Genomic DNA, 15,300 nt, shown 5'->3' with positions numbered 1-15,300 from the left:
CTACCGCGAGGAGCGTGGCTCCCCGCGCGCCAATTGAATACCATCCTCAAGACATGCCGTCATTATCTGGTCCCTGGAGTCGCGGGCCAATCCACACAGGGCGATGAGAATTGCGGCACGAACCGCCTTCGCGGTCTGCTCGGGCTTGGCTTCGACCGGATCATATTCGGGAGGAACGACGCTTCCCCCGGAAAACCCCGCAGCCAGAGCGAGCCAGGTTGTAGGCGCGTTGTAGTCGTTGGCGTTGCCGGCCGCGAGCGCCTTGCTGCGATGGCTTTCATCCGGCTCATGGACCCATGCTTCCGCGAATCTGATCGCCCTGTCCGCGCTCGGTTCGAAGCGATCGACCATCTGTCGCAGCGCGCGACATCCCCAGGCCACTGCGACCCGTCTGGGCAGCAGATAGGCACAAAACGACACGGCCGACGGCCAATCGCGTCTGCCGACCGTCGCCCGCAGAAAATCCATCGACGGCAGACTGGCATCAGCCGGGCCAACTTCGTGCCTGGCTGTTGGATAAGCCTCGAAAAGGTCCTGCACCGTAGCGAAGCGAACTTGGGTCATTGCGTATCCAGCTAGACCGGCAACGGGATCGGCACATGCACCATGACCGGCACGCCCACGTTGACTGGCGTCCCCGTCAGCATCATCGGCCCGGTTGCCGTGGCGGTGATGATAGGCGAATTGATCAAGATCGCCGCCGGAGTCAGCGTAATCGAACTGGCCCCGACCTGGAACTTAATCATGACGTTGGCGGTGAGCGAAATGCTGATTCCGGCATCGACCGATTGATCCAAGGCCATCTTGATGTGCTGGCCACCCAACTGGATATCAAGCTTGTCATTGCCCATCTTAAGGGTGGTTTGCCGTGTGTCGCTCTTGGTTGCACTCTCGCCGATGGTCCGTGTCTCGGTGTCGCGGACCGTGACGTCGTGGTCCTTCTCGGCATGCAGCGTGATCTTCTCGGATCCCTTCTTGTCTTCGAAATTCCATTCGTTGTAGCCGCCGCCACCCTTGGTTGAATCGGATTTCAGACCGGCAATGGTCTTCTTGGACGGCAGATCGTAAGGCAGCTTGTATTCGTCGTTGTACACGGTTCCGATCACAAGCGGCCGGTCCGGGTCCCCCTCCAGGAATTCGACCACCACTTCCTGCCCGACGCGGGGTATGATCTGGCCTCCCCACCGCTTGCCGGACCAAACCTGGGCCACGCGCAGGCGGCACGACCGCTTCTTCTTCCGGTCCCAGAAAAAGCGGACGTAGATCTCGCCCAATGATTCGACGTCGATTTCCTCGCTCGAATTGTCGTCCTTGGTCACCACCTTGGCCGTCTGGATGCCGTTGATCCTCGGCTTCGGCGTCATCATCGGCGCCCGGAATGGCCGGTCGCTCGGCAGAAACTCGTAGCCGCCAAAATAGACGTGCTGCCCGGCGTCGCTCGGACCGCCGGTGCGATAGGATTCGATCGCGAACGAATGGGTGGCTCGCACCACGAGATATTCAACGTTCTGCGAGTCCTTGGAATGCTTCTCGAGCTTGGTCAGCCCGCCGGGGAAGAGGTTGACCGCGTCGCCATTGCCGCGGCGGCGCCGATCCATCGCCTGCTCGGCCTCCAACTGGACCTTGGCGTAACGCTCGCCGTCGGATTTTTCCTTGAACTTGCCGGGATAGTCGTAGAACTCCATCTCGGAGCGGGTGTAATGCTCCGAACCCTTGGCGTCGCTCACCATCTGCGCGTTGGGCTTCTGGTAGTTGTAGTCGTTGAGCTCCACCTTGCCGGTGCGAAACCGGCGCTCCGAGACCCACTCGTAGATATGCTGCTCAGCGCGGCGATCGGCGCCGGTGAGCGGGATGTAGGGTATCGTGGCAAGGCCCTCGATCGGAGTGTGCGACGACTTGGAGTCCGCCAGCACCAGCGTGTGCTTACCGCCCTCATGCTTGAAGAAGTAATAGATGCCGTGCTGCTCCATCAAGCGGCAGACGAAATTCAGGTCGGTCTCGCGGTACTGAACGCAGTATTCGAGCTTCGGACAGGAGCCCTCCTCAGTCAATTTTGATTCAAAGTCCGTGAAGCCGCGCTCGTTGAATACTTCCTTGATGATGTCGGGCGCTTTCTTGTCCTGAAATATCCGGCAATCCGTGGTGCGCGACAAGAGCCACAGCCAGGGCCTCAGCACGATCCGGTAACTGAAATAGTCGCTTTTCACCCCGAGCCACTGAGCCTCGGTCAGGATGCCGCTGAACTCGCGCTGCTTGCCGTGCAGCTTGATGGTCAGCGTGCATTGCTGACCGATCGCACGGTCGAAGTCGAGATCGGCGTCCTCGCTGAGGCATTCGATGCGATACTCGAACAATTCGCTGAGACCTTCCGAGGCCTCGAACCCGACAAAAACCAGAACGTCCTTGCCGAGAGGCGTCTTGAGCTCGCAGAGGCGGGTATCCTGGGTAAGCACCTGGCCCATGTGGGCATTCAACTCCCTCGTCGACCGCACGAACCGCTAGGAGCAGCGCAACATGCCGTCATGAACCACAGAAATCTCTGCCAGTCAGCCAACCGCAGCCGCCGACAACCAGACCGGTTGCCCCTTGAAGCGCAACAGCCGCGTCCAAAGAGCCGTCCGGCCCTGATGTAGTCGGCTCCAAAGGCTTGCCGGTTCACGCGAAAATGTCATGATCGCGGGAATGAACCGGGACCATCGTGGGTCTGACCTACCAGGCGATCGGATCATGGTCGCCTCTGCCTGAGCCGCCGGATGCCGGTGCTCGAAGAGGTGCCGTGACCCTCCAGACGGACGATCCTCGCATGCTCGATGTCGCAGCCCTGACGCAGCCTGTTGCCGCCGACGATCCGTGCGGGCCGGATCTCGACGCCACCGGTGACGTGCAATACCTGAACTTCTTCGCAGCGGCCGAACCGTTGCTGCCGATGTCCTACTTCGAGGTCGTCAACGCCAACGGCGAGCGCGGACGCTTCGATCCCAAGGCGGTCGATATCGCCGGCCAGTTTGCCGCCGCGCAGCCCCTCCTGGCGCGCACGCGCGACCTGCGTCTGACTATGCTGATGGCGAAGTTCTCCATCCTCAATCGCGATCTCGACGGCTTTCTCAACTGCCTGAAGGCGACCGTTTCGCTGCTGCGCGACCACTGGGACGCAGTGCATCCGAGGGGAGAGGATGGCGACTATGCGCTTCGCGCGGTGACGCTCGAAGCGATCGACGTGTTTCCCACGGTGATCAACCCGCTGCAATTTCTGCCGCTGATCGAAAACCGCAGGCACGGCAGTCTCAACTACCGTGCCTACCAGGTGGCCAAGGGCGAGATTCCGGCCGCCGCGGCCGACACCGACATGCCCGACCTTGCGACAATCGAGCGCATCGTCGGCGAGACGGACCTCGACACGCTCAAGGCGGCCAGCGCGCGATGCTCGGCGGTGGCGGCCGAGGTCGCTGCGATCAAGGCGATCTGGCACGAGAAGTTGAACTCGGGACAACCCCTCAGTCTCGACAGGCTGTCCGGGGTCGTGAACGGCATGGCCGCCTGGCTCGCGGGCCTCGTCGCGGTGCGTGATCCGGCCGCAGCCGTTGCACCTTCGAGCGAGGCCGCCCCGGCCGAGGGGCAGGCTTCAGTGGAAATTGCGGGTGCGGTGGCGTCGCCCGGACAGGCCTCCGCGGCGCTCGCCGCTTCGGCCGAGTATTTTGCCCGCTCAGAACCGTCCAACCCGGCCCTCCTGCTGGTGCGTCAGGCACAGGAAATGGTCGGCAAATCCTTCATCGAGGTGATGCGGATGCTGGTGCCCGCCCACGTGGAGACCGCGGCCATCAACATCGGTCGCGGCAAGGTCTTCGACCTGCCGATTGAACGGATGGCCGCCTTGGCAACCAGCCCCTCGGCCGAGGCCGCAACGGATATTCAAGACATTGTTTTCTCAGTTGAAAGCAGGGCGCAGGCGTTGGACCTGCTCGGCAAGGTGGCGGTCTATTTCCGGGCCGCGGAGCCCTCCAGCCCGATCCCGTTCCTGATCGACCGCGCGCGCGATCTGGCACAGCGGGACTTCCTCAGCTTGCTCGATGATGTGCTGCCGGAGGGCGCCCTGAAAACAATCGACAGGTCAAATTGAACCCGCCTTCAGCTCGGTCGGACTAACGGGGGATAGATGGAAGCAGTCCAAGCGACGGCAAGCCCAGACACCCTGTCGATCTGCCTCGCGTAAACGGGCTTCTCAAGGGATTTCGCAAAGAGGGCAAACCATGGCTACCGACAGCGGTCAAAAATTTATCCGGCGAAACCGCGCACCCCGCGTGCACATTACCTACGAAGACCCCTATGACGCCGAGCGGCTGATCGAGCTGCCGTTCGTCATGGGCATCCTTTCCGACCTGTCCGGCAACAACCCCGGCGTGGAGAAGGCCAAGGTCGAAGAGCGCAAATTCCTCGAGTTCGACATGGACAATTTCGACAGCCGCATGGCGGCGATCCAGCCCGGCGTGACGATGCGCGTCGCCAACCGTCTCGGCGAGGGCTCCGAGGAGGAGAAGATGTCCGTCGGCCTGCGCTTCAACAAGATGTCCGATTTCACGCCGGTCGCAATCGCCCGGCAGGTGCCGGCCACGGCCAAGCTGCTAGAGGCACGCGAACAGCTCGCCAACCTGCTGCGCTACATGGACGGCAAGGTGGCGGCCGAGGATCGGCTGAAGGCGCTGCTCAGCGACCCGCAACTGATGGCCGCGCTGCAGGAGCGCGCAGCAGCTCAGTCCACTGAACCCAACGCCGAGCAATAACGAAGGAACGGGGACCATGGCGAAAGAAGCAGGTCGCAAAGAGACCACCACTCAGGTCGGGACCGTCGAGGCCGACGAGTTTACCGCCCTTCTGAAGCAGAGCTTCAAGCCGCGCACCGAGCGCGCGGCGACCGAAGTCGAAAACGCCGTGTCGACGCTGGTTCGCGAGGCGTTGAAGGACACGACGGTCATCAAGTCGGACGTGCTCGACACCATCGAGGAGATGATCGCGCGGATCGACCAGAAGCTGACCGCGCAGATGAACGAGATCCTCCATGCGCCCGAGTTCCAGGCGATCGAAAGCGCCTGGCGTGGCCTGAGTTACCTGGTCTTCAATTCCGAGACCGACGCCACGCTCAAGATCCGGGTGATGAACGTCTCGAAGAACGAAATCTACCGTAACCTGCGACTCTACCCGGATGCGCGCTGGGACCAGAGCCCGCTGTTCAAGCAGATCTACGAATACGAATTCGGCCAGTTGGGTGGTGAGCCGTTCGGCTGCCTGATCGGCGACTACTATTTCAGCCACCTCCCGACCGATGTGCAGCTGCTGCGCGATCTCAGCAAGGTCGCGGGCGCCGCGCACGCACCCTTCTTCACCGGGGCCGAGCCTACGCTGATGGGGATGGATTCGTGGACCGAGCTCTCCAACCCCCGCGACATCGGCAAGGTATTCGACACGCCGGAATATGCCGCCTGGAAGGGGCTGCGCGACCAGGACGACTCGCGCTATCTCGGCCTGTGCATGCCACGGGTGCTTGGTCGCCTCCCCTACGGCGCGAAATCCGAGCCGGTGGAGGAATTCGCCTTCGAAGAGGAAACCGATGGGCACACCGGCGACAAATACGGCTGGATCAATGCTGCCTATGCGATGGCGGTCAACATCAACCGCGCCTTCAAGGAATTCGGCTGGTGCACCCGCATCCGCGGCGTGCAGTCCGGCGGCGAAGTCATCAACCTGCCGACGCACACCTTCCCGACGGACGACGGCGGCGTTGACCTGAAATGCCCGACCGAGATCGCGATCAGCGACCGGCGCGAGCACGAACTTGCGAAGGCGGGCCTGATTCCGCTGATCCATCGCAAGAATACCGACAAGGCCGCCTTTATCGGCGCCCAGTCGCTTTACAAGCCGAAGAAGTATTTCGGCGAAAAGGGAGTGGATGCAACCGCATCCGACAACCTGTCGTCACGCCTGCCCTACATGTTCGCAGTATCCCGCTTTGCGCACTATCTGAAATGCATGGTCCGCGACAAGATCGGATCCATGAAGGAAAAGGATGAGCTGACGGTCTGGCTGCAAACCTGGATCAACGAGTACGTTGATGCCAACCCAGCCTTGTCGTCAGAAGCTCAGAAAGCGCGCAAACCGCTGGCTGCGGCGAAGGTCGAAGTCATAGCAAACGAGGAGAACCCGGGATATTACAACGCGCGATTTTTTCTCCGTCCCCACTTTCAATTGGAGGCGATGGACGTCGGCCTCAGTCTCGTTTCGCGCCTGCCGGGCCCGAGTACCTGAAGCCGCATCGCCGCAAACGGTTAACACTGAGATTTTGAGAGGAACATGCTATGGCTGTTGACATCTTTTTGAAGCTCGAACCAATCAAGGGCGAGTCACTGGACGACAAACACAAGGACGAAATCGATGTATTGAGCTGGTCCTTCGGCGAAAGCCAATCCGGCACCTTCCACAGCGGATCGGGTGGCGGCGCCGGAAAGGTCAGCGTTCAGGATCTTCACTTCACGCACTTCGTGGACAAGGCGACGCCCGAACTTTTCAAGGTCTGCGCGAACGGCAAGCACATCGACAGCGCCGTCCTCACGGTGCGCAAAGCCGGTGAAAATCCGCTCGAGTATCTCAAGATCGAGATGAAGCACATCCTGGTCTCGAGCGTATCGACTGGCGGATCGCACGGCGACGATCGTATCGTCGAGAACGTGAGCCTGAATTTCCAGAAGATCAAAATGATCTACAAGACCCAGACGGAAAAGGGTGCCGCCGGTGCGTCGCCGACCTTCGGCTGGGACGTTGCTGCCAACAAGGAATGGGCGTGATCATTGGTCCTTCGCCTGACGCCGGTTACCGATAGCACGAACCGGCGTGATGCATACGATCGGCCTGCACCTTACGGTCAGGCCGGTTGCGTCTGGACTCTTTCACGCAAGACAGGTCATGTCGGATGCGAAGCGGTGCCCACGAAGCCGCGCGCGCCGGCAGGCTCGGGGGACCGGAAATGACCGTCACGCCAAGGAAGGATCGGCTCAGTCCACCGCTGATGCTGGCCTTTCGCGCGGCTCATGAAGCGCGCGATGCCCGCAAGAAACTCGACCTGCGCGACCAGTTCGGCGAGCGAGTTATTGCCGGGCGGCGCAGCGCCGGCCGCTTTCCGATCTCGGAAACACTGCTGCGGCGCGAAGTCGCCCATGATCTGGAAGCGCTGCTTAATACCATTGCGCTGGAATCGACCCAGGACCTCACCACCCGGGAATGCGTCCGATCGTCCATCCTGAACTACGGCTTTCCCGACATCGCCCACCGCTCGATCGACGAGGTCACCGACGAAGAGCTCAGCGACGCGCTGAGCACGGTGCTGACCACCTACGAGCCGAGGCTCGAGCGCAGGACCATCCGGGTTCGTCGCGACAGTTCGGTCGGCCCCGAACAGCTCAAGCTGCGCTTCGTCGTCCACGCCGACCTCAGGTGCGAACCCCTCAACGTCCCCGTGGAATTCGTCGCCGATGTCGACCTCGACAGCGGCGATATCCAGGTCAATCGACTTTAACATGAATCGTGAATTCCTCGACTTCTACAATCGTGAACTGTCGCTGCTGTATGAGCATGCGGAGGATTTCGCCGAAGAATATCCCGGCATCGCGGAGCGCCTGGGCGGCCTGATCCGGGACCGCTCCGATCCGATGATCACGGGATTGCTCGAAGGCGCTGCGTTTCTCGCCGCACGCGTTCAGCTCAAGCTCAAGCACGAGTTTCCAGAATTCACTGCGAACCTGCTCGAGCAATTGGTCCCGAGCTATCTCGCTCCTACCCCGTCGGCCATGTTGGTCAAGGCGCGACCAACCTATGCCGACCCCGCCTTGCGTGACGGCAAGAAGATCGCGCGCGGCGCCTATTTTGATGCTTCCTACCGGGAAAGAGAGCGGAGCCTCGCCTGCCGCTTCCGACTTTGCCGCGACATAGAACTCTGGCCGTTCGACGTCACCGGCGCCGAGTACTTCTCGACCGCCGGTGCGCTGCAGGCGCTCGGCGTTCCGGTCGGCGGCGAGGTCATCGCCGGGCTCAGGCTGTCGCTGACCCATCGCACCGCGGCCAGGCTCGACGAGGAGGTGCAGGAGGCAGAGGCCCGGACCAAACCGGAAACCTGGTTTGCGGGTTGCCGCGTGAGCGAGCTGCCCATCTACCTGTCCGGTGCGGAATCGGACGCCATCTCGCTCTACGAGCAATTGATCTCGAACTGCGCGGGAGTCTACTTTCGCCATCTCGACGACTTCGGCGATCCGGTAGTGATCCGCGCGCCTAACGACTGCGTGCAGCAGGTTGGCTTCGACGAGAACGAATCGCTGTTTCCCAACGACAACCGGATCTTCCGCGGCTCGGAGCTGTTGCGGGAGTATTTCGCGTTTCCGCGCAAGTTCCTTGGCGTCAACCTGACGGGACTTCGCGGCGTGATGCCGCGGTTGCGCAGCAAATCGATTGATATCGTGTTCGCCTTCAATGAGCACAATTCGCGGCTTGCCGCGGCTGTGCGGCCCGAAACCTTCAGCCTTTACACCGCGCCGGCCATCAATCTGTTCGAAAAGACCAGCGACCGCATCCCGATAAAGTCGAATACCCACGAGTACCACGTGGTGCCTGACCGCAGCCGCTATCTCGAATACGAGCCGCACCGGGTGCTTGAAGTCTACGCGCACTTTCCCGCGGAGAAAGACAAACGGCTGGTACGCCCGCTGTACTCGGCCGCAGTTGACCGGACCAGCGGATCGGTCGAGGGGCTGTATTTCACAGTCCGCCGGCTGCCCCGGCGCCGGACGGTCGAAGAGAAGACCTATGGTGCGGCCTCCGACTACACCGGCACCGACATGTTCCTTTCGCTGCTCGAGCCCGGCGAACTGAGCGGCGGCACGTCCGCCGCCGAACTCAGCGTCCGGGCGCTTTGCTCCAACCGGCATCTTACTGAGCACCTGCCCGTCGGTCAGGGCGGCGCCGACTTCCGCCTTCTGGACGATACTTCGCTCGATTTGATGTGCGTTTCCGGTCCCACCCGGCCACGCGAGCCGGTGGTAGCCCAGTTGCGCAGCCGCAGCGAGATCGCCAACAGTGGAATCGTCAGCTGGCGGCTGATCAACATGCTCAGCCTGAACTATCTCGGCCTCGTCGAGCGCGGTGGCGGCAAGAACGCCGCGGCACTGCGCGAGATGTTGTCGTTGTTCGCCGACCAGTTTGACGACGCCACGGAACGCAAGATCCGCGGCGTGCGCAGCATCGACAGCCGACCGGTCGTGCGGCGGGTGCGCGAGCGCACCGGCAGTGGCGCCGCGCGCGGCCTCGAGATCACGGTGACGCTCGACGAAAAGGCATTCGAGGGCAGCGGCGTGTTCCTGCTGGGCGCTGTGCTGGAGCGCTTCTTCGCCGACTATTCGGGCTTCAACACCTTCACCCAGACGGTGATCTCGACGCCGGAACGCGGCGAGATCATGCGCTGGCCGCCGCGCATGGGCACCCGGAGGCCGCTTTGACGCTGATCGACCAGATGAAGGCCGAGCCGTGGCGGTTCGATTTCTTTCAGGCGCTCCGCCAGCTCGAGCGCGCCCACTCGGAGCGACCGCGGATCGGCGACAGCGCCGCGCGTCGCGACGAATATGTCGACCTCGGCCAGGACCCGTATCTAGAGTTTCCCGCCTCCAACCTCAGCTCGGTCGACGCCCGCGATGACCGCCTCAGGATTCTGGTCAAATTTCTGGGCCTGCTGGGGCCGCAGGGCGCACTGCCGCTGGCCACGACCGATGAAAGCATCGGCTGGCAATTGATGCGGGATGACGCCTTTCCGCGCTTCCTCGACCTTATCAATGGGCGATTCCTGCAACTGTTCTTCCGCGCCTGGGCCGATGCGCGACCGATTGCCCAGCACGACCGGCCAGCGGAAGATCGTTTCATCGCCTATGTCGGTTCCTTCGCCGGCTTGGGCTCCGATGTTTTCGCCAATCGCGACACGGTGCCGGACATGGCGAAGCTCAGCTTCGCTGGACTAATCGCCCCCAAGGCGAAGTGCGCGTCGCGGCTGACGCGCTTCCTACAGGGCCTGTTCGACGTCAAAACCGAGATCGACGAGTTTGTCGGCTCCTGGCTCGCCTTCGACCCCAGCGACTGCAGCCAGCTCGGCCGAACACACGCCGGTCTCGGCCGCGACATGTTGCTCGGTTCGCGGGTGTTCAGCGTCGAGGACAAAATCAGGGTTCGGGTCTTCGTCAAGGATTTTGCTCAATACGAGCAGTTCCTGCCGACCGAGGCGAGCAACCTGTCTGAGCCGCTGGCTGACGCGGTTTTCTTCTATATCGGCGACGAACTCGACTGGGATGTGGAGCTCGCCATTCCAGCGGGGGCGGTCGCCCCGGTGAGGCTCGGACAGAGCGGACGCCTTGGATGGACCACCTGGGTCTCGCCGAACTGGACCTCGACCGAAGAATATCGCCGCGATGCGCGGTTTCATCTGGCCGAGCGCCTGAGGGCGCGGCGGAGCGCCGCAGCCGAGGCTGCAGCGGTTTGAACCTCGCCGCCGCCCCGGCCGTCTTAACACCGTGGGAATCGAGTCGGTTTTCGCAAGGTGCCGGGCATCCGCCGGCGTGGAACGAGGAGGGGCCGCCGTGACCGACATCAGCCTTGAGGCCGTAACGGGCAAACTGAACCGGGCCGGCTACGATGCCTTCATCCAGGCCCTGCGCCACGCCAAGAGCGCCGGCAACCGCAACGTCGAACTCGCGCACTGGCTGTTTCATATCCTGCAGCAGGAACGCACCGACCTCAGCCTGTCGGCCGATCACTACAAGCTCGACCGGGCGCGGCTGCTATCGGACCTTGCCGGCGTCATCAACGGCTTTCGCAAGAACGAGACCGACATGCCGGGTGTCGCGAATTCGGTCATCGATATACTCGATCGCGGCTGGCACTATGCCACCCTGTTCTTCGGCGAGACTCAGATCCGCACCGGCCATCTGCTGGTGGCCGGCCTGAAATCGAACGATATTCGTCGCACGCTGAACAACATCTCGCAGGAATTCGCCAAGGTGAATGTCGACGCACTCGCCGCGGAACATCGCGCGGTGTGGGCCGGCTCCGAGGAGGAGACGCTGCGGCCGATGGACGGCTCGGGACTGGTCGGCGCCGGCACGCCGGGCGCGGAGCAGCAGGCGGGGCCCAAGGGTACGACGCCGCTCGACCGGTACTCACAGGATCTCACGGCGAAGGCGAAGCTCGGCCAGATGGACCCGATCCTCGGCCGCGACAATGAAATCCGCCAACTGATCGACGTGTTGATGCGCCGTCGGCAGAACAATCCGATCCTTACCGGTGAGGCCGGCGTCGGCAAGACCGCGGTGGTCGAGGGCTTCGCCCAGCGCATCGCCGCCGGCGACGTGCCTCCGCCGCTGCGCAATGTCAGACTCTGCGCCCTTGACATCGGCCTGATGCAGGCCGGTGCGTCCATGAAGGGCGAGTTCGAGCAGCGATTGCGCTCGGTGATCGACGAAGTGCAGAGTTCGCCAACCCCGATCATTCTGTTCATCGACGAGGCCCATACTCTGATCGGCGCCGGAGGTGCGGCCGGCACCGGCGATGCCGCCAACCTCCTGAAACCTCCCCTCGCCCGTGGCACGCTGCGCACGATTGCGGCAACCACCTGGGCGGAGTATCGCCAATACATCGAGAAGGACCCGGCGCTCACCCGGCGCTTCCAGCCGATCCACATTGATGAGCCGGATGTGCAGACCTGCTGCGTCATGCTGCGCGGCATTCTCGGTCCGATGGAAAAGCACCACGGCGTTCGCATTTCGGACGCCGCAATCGTTGCCGCGGTCAACTTGTCACATCGCTACATTCCTGCCCGACAATTGCCGGACAAGGCCGTCAGCTTGCTCGACACCGCCTCAGCGCGGGTGGCCATCAGCCAGAGTGCGACGCCGGCCTTGATCGAAGACACGCGCGTTGCGATTGCGGCCCGCGAGGCCGAAAAGTCGGCGCTGATCAGCGACGGCGACCTCGGCATCGACGACGCCGAGCGCATCGCCGCGATCGATGCCGACATCGCAGCGCTGCAGCAAAAGCTGACCGGCCTCGAGACGGACTGGGCCGCGGAGCAGGATCTTGTCAAGGACATCCGCAGCCTCCGCGAGATTCTGACCGAGCCCAAGGGGGGTGAGGATCCGGCCGTCAAACGCGCTGAGCTGCGCGGCAAGTTCGAAACGTTGGAGGGCATCAATCCGGAAAAGCGGATGATCTATGCTCACGTCGACGAGCAGTCGGTGGCCTCCGTAGTGTCGGACTGGACCGGCATCCCTGTCGGCCGGATGATGCGCGACGAAATCCAGACCGTGCTGAAGCTGCCGGAAATACTCAACCGTCGCGTCGTCGGCCAATCCCATGGGCTGACCATGATCGCCAAGAGAATCGAGACCAGCCGCGCAAAACTGGACAATCCCTCGAAGCCGATCGGCGTGTTCATGCTGGCCGGTCCCTCCGGAGTCGGCAAGACCGAAACGGCCCTCGCCCTTGCCGAAGCTCTCTACGGCGGCGAGCAGAACATGATCACTATCAACATGTCGGAGTTCCAGGAGGCGCACACTGTCTCGACCCTGAAAGGTGCCCCTCCCGGCTATATCGGCTATGGCGAAGGCGGCCGTCTTACCGAGGCGGTTCGTCGCAAGCCGTACAGTGTCATCCTGCTGGACGAGGTGGAGAAGGCCCACCCTGACGTGCACGAGATTTTCTTCCAAGTGTTCGACAAAGGCACGATGGAGGACGGCACCGGTCGGCGGATCGACTTCAAGAACACGCTGATCATTCTTACCACCAATGTCGGCACCGATCTGATCATGGGCCTGTCGCGCGATCCGAAATATCGCAACGATCCGGAAGAGCTCGCCAAGATGCTGAGGCCGGAATTGCTGAAGGTCTTTCCGGCTGCCCTGCTCGGGCGCATCGTCTCGATTCCCTACTTCCCGCTTTCCGATGAGATGCTCGGTGGCATCGTCCGGCTTCACCTCGACCGAATCGGACGGCGCATCCGCGACAACCACGATGCAACCTTCAGCTACGACGATGCAGTGGTCGAGCACATCGTGTCACGCTGCAACGATCCGGATTCCGGCGGACGCATGATCGATAACATCATCACCAATACGCTGCTGCCCGAGCTGTCGCGCGAATTCCTCAACAAGTCGCTCGCCAAGGAGGAAGTCAAGCAGGCAACGGTCTCGATCGTGGACGACAGGTTTGCCTATTCCTGGAATTGACGGACGCAAGCAAACGGAAGCTGCACATGAACGTTCAAACCGAACATTGCCATCCGACCACGGTGTCCACGCCTTACGACGACGTCTACTATCCTGGTCACGTTTACGGGCTCACCCATCCGAACCATCTCGCGACGATCGCTACGGTCTACGGCATGCAGCCCGCTCCGGTCGAGCATTGCCGGGTGCTGGAGCTCGGCTGCGGCGTGGGCGGCAACCTGCTGCCGATGGCCTTTCAATATCCGGACAGCGAATTTATCGGCGTCGACCTGAGCGGTGTGACGATCGAGCGCGGCCAGCGCAACGTCGCTGCACTAGGCCTGCGCAACATCAAGCTTCTGCATTGCGACATCATGAATGTCGACGCGAGCTTCGGGCAGTTCGACTACATCATCGCCCACGGCGTGTATTCGTGGGTGCCGCCGGTGGTACGCGAGCAGATGATGACGATCTTCAAGCAGAACCTGGCGCCGCGGGGTGTCTGCTACGTGAGCTACAACGCGCATCCGTTCTCGCATCTTCGCAACATGGTCCGCGACATGATGCTCTATCACACCCGTCACATCACCGGCATGAAGGAGAAGGTCGGACAAGCCCGCGCGATCATGAAGTTTCTAAGCGAGGGCTCGAAAGCCAACTCGGTGCACGGTGCGGTCATGCGCGACCAGTGCAACCGCGTCCTCAAGGTACCCGATGAGTTGCTCTTTCACGACGATCTCGACGAAGGCGCTGCGGCCTTCTTGCTGTCCAATGTCGTCGAGGACGCTACCCGTCATGGACTGCAGTATTTGAGCGACGCCGACTTTTCGCGACGCTATCTCGCCGGCTATGCTGAAGAGGTCCGCGCCACGCTGCAACGCTTTCCTGAGAGCGAGTTCATGGCACGTGATCAGTACCAGGATTTTATCGACGGCAACGGCTTTCGGCGCACCCTGCTCTGCCATGACAACATTTCGCTGCGACGCCAGATCGATCGCGACTTCGTCACCCGGTTTCATCTGTTGAGCACGCTGAGCCCCGTCGATCCCGGTGTGTGCCTGACCGACGATTCTGCGATGGAATTCGAGAATCATGATAGCAGCAGGATCACGGTGACCAATCCGCTTCTGAAGGCTGCGCATCTGTGTCTCGGCCGCGCCTGGCCGCGCGCGATGTCGTTCGGCGAACTGCTCGATGGGGCTCGGGCGCTCCGGGGCGGCGAACAGACGGACGATGACCAACAAACTCTGACGGATGCGATGTACATCCTGACCCAGAGCGGCGAGGTCTCATTCCTGGTATCGCCACCGTTTCTTATGAAGGACGTCACCGACCGCCCCCAGGCGAGCTTGCTTGCACGCCGGCAGGCGGAAACGGGTCCGCTGGTCACCAACCTGCTGCACCAGACGGTGCAATTGGAGGACGACAGGACCCGGCACTTCCTGCAGCTCCTCGACGGCACGCGCACCACCGATCAGATCGTCATGGAAATGACCGAGAAATTCGGCCCGACCACCCGGATCGAACAAACAGGCGGGGCCGGACAGCCGGCCGAGCCGCAGCAATTGTCAACCCAAGAGGGCGTCGCGCGATCGCTCGCGATGGTCGGTAAGCTCGGCCTGTTGGTGGCCTGATCCGACTTGCTTGAACCAACCCTCGGGACGGTGGTCAACGGAGCGAGGTCACAAGCTGATTGCAGACCGCGGCCACGACCAGTTCGCCGGCTGCGTCGATTACGTAACCGCAACCATAGCCTCAATTGCATCGACAAATTGCGGTACTGATTCGTCAGTGAGCCAGCGTCTCGTGGTCGGTTGGTCCTTTTCGGCCACTGAACTCACAATTCACCGGCGCGAGTGGCGTGCAATGGGGCCCGGTCCCCCAGCCGGGCCTTTTGTACTGTGTTCGCGCATGCACCGAAAACCCACCGCTGGTTGTGCTGACCAGCTCGTCGGCGAGCCGCAACGCACAACGCCGCGCCAGCCGAATATGTTGGCTGGGCGGCGTTGTTTAAGCGCTGAGG

Annotated in this window: 11 protein-coding genes; 9 read left to right on the top strand and 2 right to left on the bottom strand. The window is 62.2% G+C overall.

The window, feature by feature from the left end; translation table 11 throughout:
• Both JQ553_RS16085 and JQ553_RS16080 read right to left on the bottom strand, forming a co-directional pair.
• Window positions 1–564, bottom strand: a complete 564-nt coding sequence (locus JQ553_RS16085; RefSeq protein ID WP_212500967.1) for a DUF6931 family protein — start codon at window positions 562–564, stop codon at window positions 1–3.
• 11 nt (window positions 565–575) lie between these two features.
• Complete coding sequence (locus JQ553_RS16080; RefSeq protein WP_249144336.1) at window positions 576–2,462, bottom strand: type VI secretion system Vgr family protein; 1,887 nt, start codon at window positions 2,460–2,462, stop codon at window positions 576–578.
• Window positions 2,463–2,803: 341 nt separating this feature from the next.
• Here JQ553_RS16080 and JQ553_RS16075 point away from each other — a divergent pair, with 341 nt between their 5' ends.
• The 9 genes from JQ553_RS16075 (at window position 2,804) to JQ553_RS16035 (ending at window position 14,911) form a co-directional block, all read left to right on the top strand.
• A complete protein-coding gene (locus JQ553_RS16075) occupies window positions 2,804–4,117 on the top strand; it encodes an ImpA family type VI secretion system protein (RefSeq protein ID WP_212500966.1) in 1,314 nt (437 codons plus the stop codon).
• Window positions 4,118–4,247: 130 nt separating this feature from the next.
• Entirely contained in the window at window positions 4,248–4,778 is a 531-nt protein-coding gene (tssB, locus tag JQ553_RS16070) for a type VI secretion system contractile sheath small subunit (protein WP_212500965.1), read from the top strand.
• Window positions 4,779–4,794: 16 nt separating this feature from the next.
• Entirely contained in the window at window positions 4,795–6,297 is a 1,503-nt protein-coding gene (gene tssC, locus JQ553_RS16065; RefSeq protein ID WP_212500964.1) for a type VI secretion system contractile sheath large subunit, read from the top strand.
• Between the two features lie 50 nt (window positions 6,298–6,347).
• The gene (locus tag JQ553_RS16060) at window positions 6,348–6,833 is read left to right on the top strand and encodes a type VI secretion system tube protein Hcp (RefSeq protein ID WP_212500963.1); all 486 of its coding nucleotides are present in this window, start codon (window positions 6,348–6,350) and stop codon (window positions 6,831–6,833) included.
• 221 nt (window positions 6,834–7,054) lie between these two features.
• A complete protein-coding gene (gene tssE / locus JQ553_RS16055; RefSeq protein WP_249144335.1) occupies window positions 7,055–7,561 on the top strand; it encodes a type VI secretion system baseplate subunit TssE in 507 nt (168 codons plus the stop codon).
• Between the two features lies 1 nt (window position 7,562).
• Window positions 7,563–9,530 (top strand): type VI secretion system baseplate subunit TssF, encoded by a 1,968-nt coding sequence (gene tssF, locus JQ553_RS16050; RefSeq protein ID WP_212500961.1) that lies wholly within the window; start codon window positions 7,563–7,565, stop codon window positions 9,528–9,530.
• Entirely contained in the window at window positions 9,494–10,558 is a 1,065-nt protein-coding gene (gene tssG / locus JQ553_RS16045) for a type VI secretion system baseplate subunit TssG (protein WP_212501444.1), read from the top strand. Before tssF ends, tssG begins: the two co-directional genes overlap by 37 nt.
• A 97-nt stretch (window positions 10,559–10,655) precedes the next feature.
• Window positions 10,656–13,298: a type VI secretion system ATPase TssH gene (gene tssH, locus JQ553_RS16040; protein ID WP_212500960.1), complete on the top strand. Its 2,643-nt coding sequence runs from the start codon at window positions 10,656–10,658 to the stop codon at window positions 13,296–13,298.
• Between the two features lie 26 nt (window positions 13,299–13,324).
• Window positions 13,325–14,911: a class I SAM-dependent methyltransferase gene (locus tag JQ553_RS16035; protein ID WP_212500959.1), complete on the top strand. Its 1,587-nt coding sequence runs from the start codon at window positions 13,325–13,327 to the stop codon at window positions 14,909–14,911.
• Window positions 14,912–15,300 lie beyond the last annotated feature (389 nt).

Source organism: Bradyrhizobium lablabi, assembly GCF_018131005.1.
GTDB classification, from domain to species: Bacteria; Pseudomonadota; Alphaproteobacteria; order Rhizobiales; family Xanthobacteraceae; genus Bradyrhizobium; species Bradyrhizobium lablabi_D.
This window is presented reverse-complemented; position numbering and strand designations above follow the sequence as displayed.